General features: G+C 62.7%; 16 protein-coding genes. 5 read left to right on the top strand and 11 right to left on the bottom strand.

Annotated features, from left to right (window positions below; genetic code table 11):
• The 4 genes from VK519_RS07275 to VK519_RS07260 form a co-directional block, all read right to left on the bottom strand.
• Nucleotides 1-1,508, bottom strand: a 1,508-nt coding sequence (locus VK519_RS07275; protein ID WP_324348604.1) for an MBL fold metallo-hydrolase, incomplete at its 3' end; no start/stop codon positions are given.
• A gap of 14 nt (nucleotides 1,509-1,522) precedes the next feature.
• Nucleotides 1,523-1,972 (bottom strand): nuclear transport factor 2 family protein, encoded by a 450-nt coding sequence (locus VK519_RS07270; RefSeq protein ID WP_324348602.1) that lies wholly within the window; start codon nucleotides 1,970-1,972, stop codon nucleotides 1,523-1,525.
• 204 nt (nucleotides 1,973-2,176) lie between these two features.
• Nucleotides 2,177-2,911: a hypothetical protein gene (locus VK519_RS07265; protein ID WP_324348601.1), complete on the bottom strand. Its 735-nt coding sequence runs from the start codon at nucleotides 2,909-2,911 to the stop codon at nucleotides 2,177-2,179.
• Between the two features lie 33 nt (nucleotides 2,912-2,944).
• The gene (locus VK519_RS07260) at nucleotides 2,945-3,883 is read right to left on the bottom strand and encodes a LysR family transcriptional regulator (RefSeq protein ID WP_324348600.1); all 939 of its coding nucleotides are present in this window, start codon (nucleotides 3,881-3,883) and stop codon (nucleotides 2,945-2,947) included.
• Nucleotides 3,884-3,999: 116 nt separating this feature from the next.
• Between VK519_RS07260 and VK519_RS07255 the strand changes: the two genes are divergently transcribed.
• Complete coding sequence (locus VK519_RS07255) at nucleotides 4,000-4,749, top strand: 3-oxoacyl-ACP reductase family protein (RefSeq protein ID WP_324348598.1); 750 nt, start codon at nucleotides 4,000-4,002, stop codon at nucleotides 4,747-4,749.
• 1 nt (nucleotide 4,750) lies between these two features.
• On the opposite strand, the gene VK519_RS07250 is transcribed toward VK519_RS07255, so the two are convergent.
• Together VK519_RS07250 and VK519_RS07245 are read right to left on the bottom strand one after the other, a co-directional pair.
• Nucleotides 4,751-5,992, bottom strand: a complete 1,242-nt coding sequence (locus VK519_RS07250) for an ABC transporter permease (RefSeq protein ID WP_324348597.1) — start codon at nucleotides 5,990-5,992, stop codon at nucleotides 4,751-4,753.
• Between the two features lie 8 nt (nucleotides 5,993-6,000).
• Complete coding sequence (locus VK519_RS07245; RefSeq protein ID WP_324348595.1) at nucleotides 6,001-7,314, bottom strand: ABC transporter permease; 1,314 nt, start codon at nucleotides 7,312-7,314, stop codon at nucleotides 6,001-6,003.
• Nucleotides 7,315-7,524: 210 nt separating this feature from the next.
• Between VK519_RS07245 and VK519_RS07240 the strand changes: the two genes are divergently transcribed.
• On the top strand, nucleotides 7,525-8,469 hold the full coding sequence (locus tag VK519_RS07240) for a sensor domain-containing diguanylate cyclase (RefSeq protein ID WP_324348593.1): 945 nt from the start codon (nucleotides 7,525-7,527) through the stop codon (nucleotides 8,467-8,469).
• 14 nt (nucleotides 8,470-8,483) lie between these two features.
• Here the strand turns inward: VK519_RS07240 and VK519_RS07235 are convergent, their stop codons facing one another.
• Nucleotides 8,484-10,658: a TonB-dependent siderophore receptor gene (locus VK519_RS07235; RefSeq protein ID WP_324348592.1), complete on the bottom strand. Its 2,175-nt coding sequence runs from the start codon at nucleotides 10,656-10,658 to the stop codon at nucleotides 8,484-8,486.
• Between the two features lie 229 nt (nucleotides 10,659-10,887).
• Here VK519_RS07235 and VK519_RS07230 point away from each other — a divergent pair, with 229 nt between their 5' ends.
• A complete protein-coding gene (locus VK519_RS07230) occupies nucleotides 10,888-12,012 on the top strand; it encodes a hypothetical protein (RefSeq protein WP_324348591.1) in 1,125 nt (374 codons plus the stop codon).
• Nucleotides 12,013-12,028: 16 nt separating this feature from the next.
• On the opposite strand, the gene relB is transcribed toward VK519_RS07230, so the two are convergent.
• A complete protein-coding gene (relB, locus tag VK519_RS07225; RefSeq protein WP_324348590.1) occupies nucleotides 12,029-12,289 on the bottom strand; it encodes a type II toxin-antitoxin system RelB family anti-toxin in 261 nt (86 codons plus the stop codon).
• 136 nt (nucleotides 12,290-12,425) lie between these two features.
• On the opposite strand from relB, the gene VK519_RS07220 reads away from it, so the two are divergent.
• Nucleotides 12,426-13,337: a hypothetical protein gene (locus tag VK519_RS07220; RefSeq protein ID WP_324348588.1), complete on the top strand. Its 912-nt coding sequence runs from the start codon at nucleotides 12,426-12,428 to the stop codon at nucleotides 13,335-13,337.
• Nucleotides 13,338-13,340: 3 nt separating this feature from the next.
• Here VK519_RS07220 and VK519_RS07215 read toward each other — a convergent pair whose 3' ends face one another.
• Nucleotides 13,341-14,393: a class I SAM-dependent methyltransferase gene (locus tag VK519_RS07215; RefSeq protein WP_324348587.1), complete on the bottom strand. Its 1,053-nt coding sequence runs from the start codon at nucleotides 14,391-14,393 to the stop codon at nucleotides 13,341-13,343.
• Between the two features lie 275 nt (nucleotides 14,394-14,668).
• On the opposite strand from VK519_RS07215, the gene VK519_RS07210 reads away from it, so the two are divergent.
• Entirely contained in the window at nucleotides 14,669-15,787 is a 1,119-nt protein-coding gene (locus VK519_RS07210; protein ID WP_324348585.1) for an ankyrin repeat domain-containing protein, read from the top strand.
• A 567-nt stretch (nucleotides 15,788-16,354) separates the two neighbouring features.
• On the opposite strand, the gene VK519_RS07205 is transcribed toward VK519_RS07210, so the two are convergent.
• Both VK519_RS07205 and VK519_RS07200 read right to left on the bottom strand, forming a co-directional pair.
• Nucleotides 16,355-16,651, bottom strand: coding sequence for a hypothetical protein (locus tag VK519_RS07205; RefSeq protein ID WP_324348583.1), 297 nt, complete (start codon nucleotides 16,649-16,651; stop codon nucleotides 16,355-16,357).
• Nucleotides 16,648-17,016, bottom strand: coding sequence for a hypothetical protein (locus VK519_RS07200; RefSeq protein WP_324348581.1), 369 nt, complete (start codon nucleotides 17,014-17,016; stop codon nucleotides 16,648-16,650). Before VK519_RS07200 ends, VK519_RS07205 begins: the two co-directional genes overlap by 4 nt.
• Nucleotides 17,017-17,122 lie beyond the last annotated feature (106 nt).

The following is a 17,122-nucleotide window of genomic DNA, read 5'->3' as shown; positions in this document are numbered from 1 at the left end:
AGGGTCGATTCCAGCGTGGTCCATGGTGTCGGGCTCATATGCATGCCAATCAGCGACAGGCCATGCGTGTCGATGGCCGCCGCCTGCACGGAGTGCGTCAGTTCCAGCAGGGACTCCGGATAGAGCAACGAGCCGCCCGGGCCCAACGGCTGCACCATCTCTCCGGTGTGCAGCAAGTGCGCGCCCGGGATCGACGACATCAGCATGGGCTGCTCGCCGTCGGGCACAGGCATCACGGTGATGGCGTTGACGCCTTTGCCCAGGGTGATGGGAGCCGATACCGACCGGATGTCCGGCGACCGCGGTGCACGCACGAGTGCGTCCGGAAGCAGGCCATGAGGCGCCGAAGCCAGTGCGCGGATCACCGCCACGTTGCGGTCGCGGACATAGATGGGAATGCCCCGCGCCACGTATTCGCGCACGCCGGCCACGTGCCAGTAGAACGCGGTGGACGTGATCAGTGCCTTGACCTTCATGCCCGGAAAGCGGCGCGCCGCTTCGTCGAGCACGCGACGCGAGTAGCCGGCCGAGATCGGCGCATCGATGATCACCAGGCCATCATCCTGGCGCACGATGGTGCTGTACCAGGAGCCCGGGATCTGCACCACGCCCGGTGCGATTTCCGCGATCGGCCGCTTCGGATCAGGCGCCAGGCCGATCGCCTCGCCCAGCGCGAGGTCGTCGACGTTATGCGCGGCCATGGGTGGTAGCGCGGATTTCATCGCGAACGCCTTTTCATCCACCGCGTTGTTGAAGTGCACTTCCTCGATCACGGCAGAGCGCAGGTGCACGCCGTTACGGAACGTGTCCGATTGCCCCGGGTAGCGCACGCCCTCGCCCAGCGCGTAGTTCATCAGTTCAACGCGGTCGGTGATGTCCCCCCAGGCATTCCAGGCCAGGTCGCCGCTGGTGGCGCGGTGCCAGCTACGCGTGGTCTCGATGGCGGAAGGCAGGTTGGTCTGTGCGTCGAGGTAGATGCGTACGGGACTCTTTCCCTGGTGGAAAGACACAAGGCGCTGCGGAATACCGTGGAGCGATGTATCTTTTTCCTGCTTCAGGTCATCGGCGTGCTCGGCAAGCAACAGCGCGGCGATGGGCTCGTCGGCCTGCCATGCCATGGGGGCCTCCATGTGCCACGCCCGTGCGGCCTTCCCGGCCACGACCATCTCTCCCACTTCGCCGTCTTTCCCGTAAAGCTTGCGCATGACAAACGGCGGCGGCGCGCCACTGGCCGTGAGCTGCGCCTCATCGCTCACGCGCCGCTGTCCGTGCAAGTCGTCCACGGTGGTCTGGCCTCGTGCGCCGGAGAATACGTAGGGCGCGTCGGCGTGATCGAACTCGACGATGTCGAAGTCCACGCTGGTCGTCGTGCGCTTGATTTGCGCCACGGCGTGCAGGTCACGCCCCGGCCCCATGGCAGACAGTGCCTTGCCCACGAGCGCGTGGGCATCTTCCGCACAGCCAAGGGCCGGGGCGGCCAGGGCGATCAGCGCGCACGCGGCGGCCAAAGCAGATCCCGGCCTCATGCCTTACCTACCGCGCCGTGTTGCGAATACACCGCGTGCCAGGCGCCGCCCTCGTACACGAAGACATCCGACGACTTCACTCCGTTATCCGGTCCAAGGGCAGGATCGTAGAACGACACAACCGCGATCGTGCCGTGGACCACCACCGAGGTTCCCGACGGGTGATCCTTCATGTACGCGTCGAGTTTCGCCTTGCCGTCCGTCGAGCCTTTGTTCTTGGCCGCGCCGGCAACGATGCGTTCCTTCGAGTGCGCCACGCCGTGGGTGTCGACCGAGCGGTAACCGGGCATCAGCATCGACTTGAGCCAGTCGGTCTGGCCGGTCATCTCCGCGAGGCTCCAGTGGTCTTCCGTTGCGCGGACGCCGGCTTCGCTCTGTTCGTGCTCATTGGCACCGGGCGGTGCGAGATCCCATGCATGCGCAGGGACGGCGGCGACTAGCGCCAAGGCGAATATCGTTCGAAGACAAGACGCAGCTTTCGCAGCGAAGGGGGACATGTGCGTGCACTCCATCATGGCGGGGCCAGGGTGGAGGGACGTTAGGGTGGAAGCAGCTTCGCCGCACCGACGATGGGATGAGCGGGTCCGCCGACGGGCCGGACGGCGGAAACCACGCGTCCAGCGGACGCGCGGTTTCCACACCGGTGAGGACTATCGCGCGGCGGTCGAGGGCATCTGGCCGATGACCTTGCCCTTGTCGTCAAGCATCTGCAGCGACGGCGTGCCATCGGGAGCTACCTGCATCCGGATCCGTGGCCTTCCTTCGGAATCGTTGAGGCCAAGCATCACCGACTCGTCCGGCATGCGAGCAAGGACCATCCGTGGCTTTACCTTGTACTGGTTGCTGGCGATGAATTCCGCCATGCGCTTTTTCTTCTCATCGGCCGGCAATTGGCTGATGGATTCGGTGAACTCAACCACTTTCGACATCGGCACATGGGGGTTATCGGCAAACACCAGCCTGGCGTACCGCTTGCCCTCCTGCTGACCGTATTCCTGCACGAACGCCTGGTCCTGCTCGTACTCATCGAAACTCAGGTGGCCGGAAGATTCGCCCTGCCCGTCCTTGCCCATCTTCCCTTCGAAGGTAAGCCCGCCGTTTTCGGTGCCTTCGTCGTTATAGAAGATGATGCCGGCACTCGATCGCGTGGGATGGGGATGCTCCTTCGACTTGATGATGAGGCCCGGCTCTGTGGCCTTGTTCGAAATCACCATGCGCAAGGTGCCGTCGGGCTCTACTACGTTGATTCGTTGCACGGTAAGTTCGTCGAGCGTCGTTTTCTTTGTTGCAGTGCCAACGAAGCCGGAAAGCACCGTTACCGCGAATACCGCGGTAAGCACACCGGAATAGATCACAAGAAACCGCTGCCCAAAACTTGACTGCATAGCCCTGCCCTCCATCGTTGAGGCCGATTCGTTCTACATCACCACTGGATGTGTCGCCGAGAAGCGCGCCGCGAGATTCTGGCGCTTGAACGTTTCCACGACGTGGTCGATAAAGACGCGCGTTTTCTGCGGCAGCATCTTCTGCGCGGAGTAATAGATCGACAGGTTGCCGCCCTCCACCCACCAATCGGGGAGCACCCTTCGCAATGCGCCGCGCTCGATCCAGGGTAGTGCCGACTGAACGGCTAGCAGCGCAATGCCCATGCCCATCGCCGCGGCCTGGCAGGTGGCATCGGGATCGTCGAAGACGATGCGCGAGTCCAGTTCGATCGACGCCTGGGCACCCTTGCGATGGGTCAGCATCCAGTCGCGAATGCGCCCTGTCTGCGGCGAGCGGATAAGGATGCCATCGCGGCCGGCGAGATCGGCGGGCGTTTCAGGTGTGGGGATCGAGGCGAGGTAGGCGGGCGACGCCACCAGTATCCGGTGGGCGGGCGCCAATGCGCGCGCGACTACTCCCGGACGCAGGTCGAAACCACCGCCTAGCGCGACGTCGAAGCCCTCGGCGATCAGGTCGACCGGCCGGTTGTCGAAGTGCCAGTCCGGCCGCACCCCAGGGTAGGCACGCAGGAAATCGCCCAGCATCGGCACGATATATTCGCGGCCGAAGGCATTGGGCAGGCTGATGCGCAACACGCCCATGGGCCCGGCTGTATGCGCCCGCGCATTGGCCAGCGCGACCTGGAGGTGATCCAGGCTTCCCGCCACTTCCAGACGGAAGGCTTCGCCAGCTTCAGTGAGGGACAACCGGCGGGTGCTGCGCTGGAACAACCGCACACCCAGCTCTGCCTCCAGCCGCGCGACATTCTTGCCGACGGCGGCGGGCGTGAGGCCTAAGCGCCGCGCTGCATTGGCAAAGCTCCCAGACTCCGCGCTGCGCAAGAAGCAGACCATCCCGTTGAGGGTATCCATGGAGCTAATTCTAAACCAGTAGGATCGAATGAAAATACCTTATTCGATCTATTGGTTGGGAAAGCTAAGCCGTACATTGGTGGCCGACCAAAACCCCCTTCCAGCGGAGATCCATCATGGACACCCTCAATTCCATCCAGGGCAAGAGCGCCCTGGTCCTCGGCGGCTCGCGCGGCATCGGCGCTGCCATTGCCCGGCGCCTCGCCGCTGGCGGCGCGTCGGTCGCGATCACCTATGTCCAGGGCGCGGCTGCCGCCCAGGCCCTCGTCAAGGAGATCAGCCAGGCCGGTGGGCGGGCCATCGCCATCCAGGCTGACAGCGCTAGCGACACCGCGATCGACATGGCGGTCGACACGACCAAGGAAACATTCGGCAGCTTCGACATCCTGGTGAACAGTGCCGGCGTGTTGGCCATCGCCCCGATCGAGGAATTCACCACCGAGGATATCGACCGCACCATCGCCGTTAACGTGCGCGCCGCCGTGATTGCCAGCCGGGCCGCCGCACGGGCCATGGGAACAGGGGGTCGCATCATCCACATCGGCAGCACCAACGCCAACCGCATGCCCTTTGTCGGCGGCGCGGTGTACGCGATGAGCAAGTCGGCGTTGCAGGGGCTGACCCAGGGCCTGGCTCGCGACCTGGGTCCGCGCGGCATCACGGTGAACACGGTGCAGCCCGGCCCCGTCGATACCGACATGAACCCGGCCGACGGCCCGAAGGCCGCCAGCCGGGTTCAGATGCTTGCGACCGGCAGGTATGGCCGTCCGGACGAGATCGCCAGTTTCGTGGCTTATCTTGCGGGCCCGGATGCTGCCTACATCACCGGCGCAAACCTCCTGATCGATGGTGGCTTCGCAGCGTAAGTCAGGCTGGACGGGTGGCCTCCACCGGCGAGACGCGCGTAGCGCGCATCGCCGGGTTGAGCGTGGCCGCCTGTCCCAGTGCCAGCAGCAACACGATGCCGGCACCGATGTACGCCAGCGGCACGTGGCTGACCTCGAAGTTCACCGCCATCCAGATATTGAGTACTCCGCAAAGCGCGATACCGATCGCCACCCCGGCAAGGGTGATGAGGAAATTCTCGGTAAGGAAATACAGCAGGATGTCGCGCCGCGTGGCACCCAGCGCGCGGCGCACGCCAATCTGCGCACGTCGCTGGCCCACCCAGAAACTGGTGAGGCCAACGATGCCCGCGCCGGTGATCAATAACAGGGCCACGCTCACCACGCCCATGATCACCGCCATACCGCGGTCGGTCCGGTAGGCGTCCTGCCGTACCTGGTCGAAAGTGCGCACGCCGCCATGAGGTGGGAATACGCGTTCACGATGCGCCTTGACCAGGGCCGCGGGCGCCTCCCGCACCATGCGGTCGAGCATGTCGAACCGGGTACGAATGAGGTAGTCGCCGTAGCGATTGGTCAATCGGGCGGGGACAATGGCGACGTCTTCCGCCCACGTGTCGGCAAATGCCGCTGACCACGGCCCATGCAGGCGATCGATGATGCCGATAATGATGGTGGGTGGCGCATTCCTCCCCGTGTTCAGGTACACCGTCTTGCCCAGCGCCGACCCATCCGGAAACAAGCGGTCGGCCATGGCCTTGGTGACGATCGCCACCGGCGGCATCACCAATGTATTGAAGTCGCTGCCGTCGACGATTTCCTCGGGCCGGAAATTGCGGCCCGCCACCAGGTGCACGCCCAGCGTGGCCAGGGCATGGTCGTCGCTGGCGTACATGCCAGCCTCGAATAGCCAATGTTCCTTGCTGTTGTCCAGGCGCACGCCGGTGGACCATCCACCGCCGCGCAACGGGAATGAGTTCATCACGGTGGCGTCTTGCACCCCGGGAAGGGAACGCAGGGTTTCAAGGTCGGTACGGATCAGGGGCGCGAGCACGTTGCCGTCGGTGCTTCCCACCCAGGTGTTCATCACGGCAAGCAGGTTTTCTTCCACGATGCCCGTGGGGCGCGCCATCCGCTCCATGTTGGTGCGGATGATCGACAACGCGTTGCAGACGATCGCAAGGGTAAGGGCGATCTGCAGAACGATCAGGATCGTGCCGGCCTTGTGCCGCCGCAGTGCGCTGATGATGGGCTGGATGTCCATGGTTGCTCCTAGTTCGACTTCAGCTGCCAGGCCGGTTGCACCTGCGCGGCACGCCACGTCGGGTACAACGAGGCAAGCAGGGCCGCGACCACTGAAACGGCAAGCGTCAGGCCCATCAACGAGGGATCCAGATACGCAAGCCGTGCAATCTGGGCGCTGAAGACCAGGCCGATGCCGTGCATGCCGATCGCCGTCAGCAACAGGCCGAGCACGCCACCGGTGAGGCCCACGGTCGCCGCCTCGATCAGGAACTGTGCATAGATTTCCCGCCGCGAAGCACCCAGGGCCCGGCGCACGCCGATCTCCCGCGCGCGGCGCATGAACTTGGCCAGCAGCAGCCCGATGGTGTTGACCAGGCATACGCCAAGGAAACTCACCGACACCACCAGGGAAACCTTGGCGCCCTGCGGCACCACCTTCTGGTAATCGAGCCAGTCGGGGACATCGTGCAGGCGCACGTTGGGTGGCCAGCGGAAGCGGCCGGCGCGCTGCTGCTCGGCGGCGTAGGCGCGCAAGCGGTCGCGATACGTTGCCGCTTCCGCCGGCGTGGGCAATTCCGCCCAGAATGTGATCCAGACACACTCCGAGCGGAGCCAGTTATCCCAGCCCACGCCGGGATCGGACACGCAGTTGGTGTTGCCGGAGGTGACGACGCGTTCGTCGAGGGCATGGGTGAATGGGATGAACACCTCGACCGGCTCGGTGAAGCCCTTGGTATTGACGACGTCGAGAAACAACGGCTGCGGGTCCCAGGTGTCGATCACCCCGACCACGCGGTAGAGGTGACCGTCCAGGTTTACTTCCCGCCCAACGCTGTTTTGACCGTGGAACATCCGGTCGTTCAAATCCCGGTTGATGACGGCGACAGCCGCATGACCATCATCGTCATTCGCCGTCCATGGGCCGCCATAGAGGAACGGGATGTCGAACATGGCGAAGGCATCGGTGTAAACGCCATAGGAGTTGACACCCTCGGGCTGGCGATTGGCCTCGTCGGGAATCACGGACATGCCCAATGGGTAGAGCGCAGTCTGCCGAGGCGCCCAATGGGCGTGCTGCAGGGCCATGGCATCGATGTAGGTCAGCTGCTCGGGAGGTTCGCCTGCAGGGCTCTCGCTGTTGTTCGGTCCCCAGTTGTCCACCTGGGCCACAAAAAGTTGCGATGACTTCCATGGAATGGGGTTGCGCGCCGTGGCGCGGTACACCGCATAGGTCACCATGGAGGAGGCCACGCCGAAGCCGATGGTCAACACCATCAACGCCGTCAATATCCGGTGGCGCGACAAACTGAGCAAACCGAGTTTGAAGTAATACGCGAACAAGGGCCCGCCTCCTCGTTACTGATATTCATACCGTGCAGCGACGTAAGCAACGGCCGCGCCAACTATAAAATTACAAGCACTTCAAAAGCTTGTAATGACATGTATATGCTTGCCACTGTCCGCGGACACGAGAGACGGACAACGGGGACAGATACTCGCCCTGACCCAAACATCGCTTCAGGTAACAGCGACGCTGCCGATAAAAGATGTATGACTACGCATGACATCGCCACCGACGACGCCGTCTACAAAACGCTTCTCGAATCCACCCGGGCCATTCCCTGGAAGATCGACTGGGCGACCATGCAGTTCGCCTACATCGGCCCCCAGATCGAGGAACTGCTTGGCTGGACGCCGGATAGTTGGGTCACCGTGCAGGACTGGGCCGAGCGCATGCATCCGGAAGACCGCCAGTGGGCGGTGGACTTCTGCGTGGCGCAGTCCATGGCCGGCGTGGATCACGAGGCCGACTATCGTGCGCTGTGCAGCAATGGCGATTACGTATGGATCCGCGACGTCGTGCACGTGGTGCGTAACGACGATGGCACGGTGAATTCGCTCGTTGGTTTCATGTTCGATATTTCCGAACGGAAGAGAACCGAAGAAAAGCTGGTGGCCATGCAGCGCGAGCTGGAGGAACTGTCGTTCAAGGACGGCCTGACCAACGTCGCCAACCGGCGTCGCTTCGACCATGTAATGGATGCCTCGTGGGAGCGCGCCCGCAACCAGCGCGAGCCGATCGCGCTGCTGATGATCGACATCGATTACTTCAAGCAATACAACGACCGCTACGGCCACCTGGCCGGCGATGACTGCCTGCGCCGCGTGGCCTCGGTGCTAGCCCAGGCCGCCACCCGACCGAACGATTTGCTGGCCCGCATTGGCGGCGAGGAATTCGCCATGCTGCTCCCTGGCACCAGCGCGTCGGGCGCCGTTGGCGTGGCCGAGCACTGCCGCCAGCTGCTGAAGGACGCCCAGATCCTGCACGGCCCTGCCCCGCTAGGCCGCCTCACCGCGAGCATCGGCGTGGGCGCGATCACACCGGAAGACGGTGACAGCTGGGTAAGCCTGCTCGACCGCGTCGACCGTCGCCTGTATGCCGCCAAGCAGGCCGGCCGCGACCGGATGATGGATGCCGATCCGGTCGCGGTCTGATTTGTCTTACGTGATCAGAAGAACTTGTAGTTGAAGCTCAACGTCGCGCTTCGGCCGGCGGCGTAGTACAGGTTGCTGTACTCATCCAGCACGAAGTACTTGCGATCGAGAAGATTGTCGCCATTGACCTGCAGCGACGCGTGGTCGTTGAAGGCGTAACGCGCCATCGCGCTCAGTAGAAGCACGGACGACTGGTTCACATACTGCGGGCCGTTCGGGCCATCCACCGGCGCTTGGCTCCCCGACTGCCAGTTGGGGCCGCCACCGATGGTAAGGCCGTTCCAGCTGCCGGGCAGTTGGTAAGTGGTGAACAGGCGTACCAGCGTGCGCGGCAACGAGGTATTGATGGCGCCCTGCTGCGGGGCCTTGATGTTGAAGTGCGACCACCCCAGCGTGGTGTTCCAATGATCGGTGATCGCACCGGAGGCTTCGAACTCGTAGCCGCGCGAGCGCGTGCCGTTCACCGGCGTATAGGCCTGGGTAATACCGTCCGGCAGGAATTGGCCTGGATCGGCCTGGGCCACGTTGTCCTGGCGTGTGTCGAAGAAAGTCAGCGAGGTATTCAGGCGGCCATCGAAGTGGCGCCCCTTGATACCCACCTCGCGGCTGCTTCCGATCACCGGATCCAGGAAGTCGCCATTGGCGCGACGATTGTTCTGCGGGTCGAAGATCTGCGTGTAGCTGGCGAAGGTCGAGTACACCGGGGTGATGTCATAGATCAATCCCGCATAGGGAATCGTCTTGGAATGCTCGTGATGGTAGGTGCCCGCACTGGCATCGAAAGTATCGTTGGTCCAGGTGCTGTACCGGGCGCCGGCAATCAGCTTGATCTTGTCGGCCAGCGACCAGCGCGAGGCCACGTACGCGCCGCCCTGCTTGATGCGCGCGGCGGTGAGGAGGTCGGCTGTTGGGGCGAACTCCGGGTACGGGTAATTACCCGTCCATTGCAGGAAATTCCCCGTGTCGGGAAGATCGCCATGGGCGTTCTCGTAGGAGTCCTGGGTGTAACGCGAGCCGCTCAGGCCCGCCACCAGTTCGTGCTCGCGGCCGAAGGCCTCGAACGGGCCGGACAGGTAGATGTCCGCCATGTTCTGCCGGCCACGGTCGGTGCCCCGGTAAGCGAAGGGGGCGGCACCCTCACCTGTTTCGCGGTTGGGAAAGCCATAGACATAGAACAGCGCCATGTCGCCGTCCGTTTCGCGGCGGCTGGCCAGCGCATGCAGCTGCCAGCCATTGGCGAACTCATGCTTCAAGTCCAGGAATGCCGTCTTGGTGGTGTTGTTCCAGAAAGACCAGCTTGCAGCGCTGGAGAACCCGCGCGGCCACGTGATGAAACCACCGTCGTCGTAGAACACCGGGTAGGTACCCCAGGTCACGCCGTTGGGCTTGGTCTTCTGGTAATCCAGGCCGGCACTGAGGGTAGTGTTGGGCCCCAGGTCCGCATCGACCACGGCATACAGCACGTTCTTGTTGCTGCTGTAGCGATCGATGTAGGAACTTCCCTCTTCATGCGTCGCCACCACGCGTCCGCGTACCGATCCGGATGCATTGATCGGCGTTGCGAGGTCGACGGTCTCGCGTGTGGTGCCCCACGTGCCGTAGCTAAGGGATGCATCCGCGTTGAACGTGCGGCTATCGGCGTGCTTGCGCACGAAGTTGATCATGGCCGACGGGCTACCCGCGCCGCTCATCAGGCCCGTCGCGCCACGCACCACTTCGATGCGGTCGTAGATCGACGTATCCAGGCTGCCGTCGGCGGAAGATGAGTTCAGGGCCGGGGCGACGGGCACGCCGTCGTAGGCCATGTTCTCGATCTGGAAGCCGCGCGAATAGAAAAGCACGCGCTCCGAGTCGTAGGCGTTGGACGATACGCCCGTGGTGTTGTCCAGCACGGCACGTACGTTGGTAAGGTTCTGGTCCTCCATACGCTGGGCAGTGATCACGCTGACCGACTGTGGCGTGTCCTGTAGCGTAAGCGGCAGACGTGTGGCCGCCGCGGTATCGCTGACGGTGTAGCCCGGGAGGCCTTGCCCTTCCACCTTCACAGTGTCGAGCCTGGTGGCGTTGTCGGGCTTGGCGGTGGTGTCGGTAGTGGACTGCGACTGGGCCACGGCCGCGGCCGGCAACGCCAGCATCACGCTGGCAGCCAGCGACACGACCGGCAGACGGCCGGAACGGATGGAGAACATGGTGGATTGCCCTTGTGTGCGAAGCCGGCAAGCGGGAATTCGCTTGCGTGGAGTTACGCCACTGGCTCGCCGGGGGCTGGCTTGTCGCAATGCAGCAAAAAGCTTAACAGAAACGCCGGTTAATGCGAAAGAGTCGCATTTGTAAACATGTCGACGGCTACACCGGCCGTCATCGGCCCTGCTCAATCCCCCCACTACAATGGGAAGAATTGGGTAACGAGCACTACGAGTGACCTCCGCAACGATCAAAGTGGCAGCGGGCGAACTGACCGCGCTGCGACTGTTCGATATCGCCTACACCGTGGACCTCTCCCATGCCGAGCAGCTCTGGGCGGCCAGGCCAGGCCTGGCCTTCAGTCGGTCCAGGCTCACCAGCACGCCGGCCAAAGCGGTGACGTTCGGGGTGGCGCCCCTACGCCTTCAGTTGGGGGAAACCGCGCTGACCCTGGATTCGCGCACGGTCACCGCCGACCTTTCCGTACGCATCTACGACTTCGGCGTAGCGGCACTGGCGGTTCGCATCCAGGTGGGCGACCAGGACTGGGACGACTTCGTCGCCGATTTCAACGCACTGGATCGCGCGGTTGGCCACGGCGCGCCGATCGACTTCTGGACAGACCTGCTCCAACGGGTCAAGGACATCATCCTTCCCGCACTGGATCGTCCGGCCACCCATGCCAAGCTGGAAGAGGACTACCTGATCGCCACCGTCCAGCGGCTGGACGAGCCGATGGATGCCACAGCGCTACAGTCGCGCGTGGATCTGACGGCGCTGTTGTCGGGCGAGAAGCGCCCGCTTTCCAGCGATTCGCAACGGGAATTATTGTCGCGCAGCTTTTCCTACTACGCCGACGATCTGGTGGTACTGACATGGGACCGCACATTCATCTACGAACCCCGGCTCGATTCCGACGTTGCCGATGTGATCGAAGTGGCCAATGCCCAGCTGGTGGAGTTCCGTTACTACGACACCTTGCTGGATGAAGAACTCCCTCGCATGTACGAGCGCGTCGAGAACGCGCGCGGTGCGGCTTCGCTGCTGGCATCGCGGCGATTCGCCTACCTGGCCCGACGGCTCTACACGCTCGTGGCAGAGGTCACGGAACTCACCGAGCGGGTGGACAACGCGCTGCAGGTGACCGAAGACGTTTACCTAGCCCGCGTTTACAGCACGGCGCTGGGGTTGTTCCGCGTGCCAACCTTGAGCGCATCGGTGGATCGCAAGCTGGCGATCATCCGGGATACGTATGCGGCTCTTTATGAAGAGGCATCAAGCCGGCGCGCGGAGCTGCTGGAGGTGGCCATCGTGCTGCTGATCATGCTTGAGATTGCGATCATGTTGTTGCAGCGGTAGGCCCGCACTGACGAATCTATAGTCCCGCCTCTTCCAATCGCTTCTCAAGCTCCCGGCCAAACTTGCCAAGGTTCGAGTCACAAACCTTGAGCCAGGCGCGCAGTTGCAGCGCATCGAGCCTGAGCAGCCCTCGCTCGACCGAGGAAACATACGGCTGAGAGACTCCCGCGCGAAGGGCCAGTTCTTTCTGGGTGAGCTGTGCCTTGTCCCGCACTTCCCGCAGGAGAGCGATGAGGATGGGATATTCCTTGCTGTAGATGCTCTTGCCCTTGGGCATTTCGGTCACTTCTTCCACTCAATGAAGCGACGCTAAACAACAACTTGTGGTACTCCATCCTGTTATATTCTGTAATCTATGCTCCGCCTATAGGACAAGTGGAAGGCGTTTCATCACTGTTGAAAGGAATCAACGCATGTCGACCGATACCCTCATCACCCTCGGGGCCAGCGTCGCCGGCCTCATTACCTTTGCCGTCGTCATGGGACGCTGGGAGAAGGCAACCATAGCGGCCATGGGCGCCGCAGATCACTTTCAAGTAAAAGGCTTTGAAGCGACGATCGACCGCGCACGCAATGAAGTGCACATCTGTGTGGAAGGCCATGCACGGATTTTTCGCGCGCCCTTTGGCCACCTCGTGGTCGAACATAAGGTAGAGACCACCGCGGTAGCCCACGAGAAGCGCCCCACGAGGCGCCGCGGCATTGCCCTGACCTCAAACCGGCGCAGACTGTTGAGGTCGGGCAGCTACGTGGCCCCATCCAGTGGCTGGACAGAGACGACGTGGACCGCTGTGGAAACCGGTAAAACATGGCTGCGGCTTCGGGCCGTCCGCCTCCCCGCTTATTACGCCCAGCACTGGGGCGACGGGAGGGAGGGACAAACCAGTGTCCTGACCGACGCCATGGATGTGCCCCTGTCAAACAGCAAGGCTCGCGCGCTCAAATTGTGGCTGGACCACCATAGGTGTGAGCTCTTCCCCGACCATGCAGCCCTGCGTGCGACATGGGAGCAGACTTGCGCTGAGCTGCTCCGGGCGTGTCGGCAACAGCGCGATCACCAGGGAATCGCTGCTGGGGCTTTTGAAAGCTGGTCATTCTCCGCCCACCCCACGATCGCCTACCTCGTGATCGAGGCGGACGGCGCAGCCTTTTGGGCATCGGGCGATACGCCGATGCTCGAGCCCGTTGAGAGGCCTCGTTTCAAGTTGGCCGGCGACAGGCTGACCGTCTTCTCCGCTGACGACAACCGGTCGTTTCCCCTGCCAGCGGACCGCATGGCACCGCTGCAAGCCTTGCAGCGGCGGGGCATAGTCAGATTGGGTTGAGGCCTACGGCCGCGCCTCCAGCACGATATTGAACGGCGTTTCCGCCGCCCTGCGAAGACGCCGAAAACCGCCGGCATCAATGATTACCTTGCGCAGTCGAGCCTCGCCAGCCTGCGCACCGAGCGCCGGACCATGGCGAGCCAATGACACCGGCACGCAGATCATCGACGATGCCGCGTAATACACGCGGCCTACCGGATTGAGGTTATCCGCCGTGCTATCCCCAGCGAAAGGCTCCACGACCATGCAGGTGCCGTCGTCCTTCAGGGCACTTCTCGCATGGCGGGCGGCACCATCGGGATCGGCCATGTCGTGCAGGCAATCGAAAAAGGCGATGAGGTCGAAGTCGCGGCCTTTATATCCGGTGGCATCCGCCTGCTCGAACGTTGCATTCTTCACCCCGGCCGTCTTTGCCCGCTCGCGGGCGACGTCGATCGACGGTGCGTGATAGTCGTAGCCAACGAATTGCGATGTAGGAAATGCTTTCGCCATCAGCACCGTGCTGGCGCCATGCCCGCACCCAACGTCGGCGACCTTGCCGCCGCGCGCGAGCTTGTCGACGACGCCTTCTAGTGCCGGTAACCATGCTCCCAGCAGATTGCTGTTGTAGCCGCCGCGGAAGAATCGCTCGACGCCATGGAACAGGCAGGGATGATGTTCACCCCACTCCATGCCGGCGCCGCTGCGGAAGTTGTCGCGCACGCGCGGATAGGTGTGGAACAGCGCACGGGCAACCTCGTAGGCGCCGGGAAGATCGACCGGGCCGGCGGGATCGGCAAGACACGCTGCCTGTTCCTCGTTGAGCTGGTATTTGCCCGACGCCGCGTCGTAATCGACATAGCCACCGGCGGCCTGGTTGCCAAGCCATTCGCGCATGTAGCGCTCGTTGGTGCCGGTGCGTGAGGCCAGTTCCGCGGGTGTCAGGGATTCCTTTGCCAGCGCCTTGTAGAGGCCAAGCTCGTCGCCGAGCAGGACAAGCACCGAGCTGAAGGCGGCGCCGAGGTCGCCGACGGCCTTACCCAGGAATGCATTGAGCTTTTCTTCGTTGATGGACATGAGTACGCGCTCCACAGCCAGGGGGATGGGGGCGTCGTCCTGCCGGCGGATTTTTCCGCTACGACCGCTCGAGTATACCGCCGGGAAAACCGAATTCCGAAAGAGGCTTCGGCAGTTGTGTGCTTGTTTTATTTCCCGATATGCTCTTGATCAGCGCGTGGGGCGCATCCGGTCCGCGGAAAGGACAGAAGTCCACCTAACGTACTACGCCATTCGACCGAACTGACTTTCAGCCCCGTTTTGTGCGGACCTCGGGTAACGAGAGGAAGTTCTGCATGCCGACGAAACAGCTCCCCGCACGTCCGAGTCTCGATCACCTTAAGCACCAGGCGAGGGATCTTCTCAGCCAACACGCGGCGGGAGAATCGAGCAGCGCGCAACGTTTGCGCGAATTCCATCCGAAGCTACAACGCGCCACGGACCAGGAAATCTTCTCAACACACCTTACCCTCAGCGACGCCCAGCTCGCCATCGCACGCGAGTACGGGTTCGCAAGCTGGACACGCCTCAAGCATCACATTGAAAAGCCCAGACCAAGCGACAACCTGGCGCTTGCGCACCACGAGCGAATCGAAGACGCCGTTTTCCGTCACGCAGTCGATCTGATCGACACTGGCGACGTTTCTGGTTTATCGCTTTTCCTCAAGAAGAATCCCGGCCTTATCCGCCAGCGCGTTCTCTTCGAGGGCGGAAACTATTTCCGTAATCCCGGCCTGCTGGAATTCATTGCAGAGAATCCCATCCGGCATGGCAGATTGCCTCCGAACATCGTCGATGTTGCGGTGGCTCTCCTGGAGGCCGGGCCGGGACTCGATGCGATCAACGAGACCATTGGCCTGGTTGCATCAGGCCGCGTGCCCCGCGAATGCAAGATGCAGCTGCCGCTCACAGACGTGTTGTGCAGATACGGTGCCGACGCCGGTTCCGCACTTCGTGCAGCCGTTCTTCATGGGGAATTCGAAGCCGCCAATTATTTGATCCACCTGGGTGGGAAACCCGATCTTCCAAGTCTTGCGGCCCTTGGAGATATCGATGGATTTCTCCAGAATCATCCGACGTCGGATGCCGCCCAGCGCCATTTGGCGTTGGCGCTTGCCGCCCAGTATGGCCACACCGAAATCGTCCGCGCCCTTCTGGATACGGGCGAAGACCCCAACCGCTATAACCCGCCGGGCTCACACAGCCATTCCACGCCCCTGCATCAGGCAGCGATTGCCGGCCACCTTGATGTCGTCAAATTGCTGGTTGAACGTGGGGCCTGGGTCGATACGAAGGACGTGATCTGGCAAGGGACGGCGATCGACTGGGCTCGACACGAGGGGAGGTCGGAAGTCGAGGCATATCTAAGGGGAGGACCGCCGATCGGTCGAATCCAGCCAAACCCTGACAGGTAAGCCTCCAGGCGCCCGAGAACCCGGAAGATGGTCACCGGAGATAATCCTTCCATTCAACGCCCGCGACAGCCGAGGCCCGGCTCAGGCCGGGCACGGACCCGCTTCTGAGACCAGACAGGACCAGTGCTCCGGAGACGAGCGCACCCGCTATGCCGATAACGATTTTGAAGTACCGCTTGAACGCGTCGCTCATCTCTGCAGCCAGCGCCTCAATACTTCAATCTTGCCTGGCCGCGCTTTCCCGCACCCCCCGCACCGCGTCATGCACTTTCCGGGATACCGCGAGCTACTTCTGCAAGGTAGCTTGGAAAGGTGGACATGTTCGTCGGGCTCTGACCTAGGACTTGATAGTATAGAGAGGCTCACCCCCAGCCAATCACTCACGCCGTAGACCGCTGGCTTCGCCCGCTCGCGGACCCTGCTTGACAGGTTGCTCGCGTCCGCTAGGAAGGATGTCACCCTTCTCTGGATGTCACCTTATGCCCTCCCCTACGACAGTTCTTGCCGCCCGCTGGAAAGTTGCCGGTCCCTTCGAAAAAGTGATGGTCGCAACCTACCTGGTCGTCTTCAGTCTGCCCTTTTCGACGGCCGCCCTTCTCTCGGCCGTATGACGTTGATCAGGTAGAGCAACCCCACATCGCCGCACGTCCAGGCAGCGCCAAACACAATGCGGGTGGCGGTCTCCGGGATGTTGGCGTCGAGTTCAAAAGGGTAGAAGCCGGCAAGCACAATACCTACGACGAACAAGGCGATGCCGATCACGACGGGGCCGACCCCAACTAGGCGGCGATCGAGGAGTTCCAGAACAAGCGTAAGTGCGGCAGAAATTAGAAATGCCGAGAAGGCTAAATCAAGCGGGCTCATTTGAATACTTCCATGTGGTGGCACGCGGTTGCCCGGCGACGCTGATCGCAGGTATTCGGCTTCAGCGTGAGCCCATCGGTCTCAAAGTAGGTCTCAATCGCCTGGGCCAGGGTCGGAGCGGTCGAGGGTGGTGGTGACGGTGGTGGTATCGGAAGCGCCACGGCACGGGGCTGGGCGACCGTCAGCGCTCGGAGCGCCTTCAGGGCCTCCATGCCATTGCGATGGTCGCGATCGGTGCCGTCGGTCTTGATCTTGAAGCCACCCGGCGCCTCGATCTCCCAGCCAGCCACCCGGCCCCCCGAGTTCTGGCCGATCTGGCCCATCACCTTAGCGACGGCGTCGTCGTCCCAGCGCTTGCCTGCCATCCCGGCCCCCTCCATCCTTAGCCTAGCGAAGATTTGAGCATAGTGGACTGCTGCCGGTTTCACAGACACCGCGTTTAGGTGTGATGATGAAACCGGAGGTGGTTCA

Source organism: Pinirhizobacter sp. (assembly GCF_035317885.1).
In the GTDB taxonomy this organism is placed as follows: domain Bacteria; phylum Pseudomonadota; class Gammaproteobacteria; order Xanthomonadales; family Rhodanobacteraceae; genus Pinirhizobacter.
Note: the sequence above shows the minus strand (reverse complement) of the source record. Positions and strands in the feature narration are given on the sequence as shown.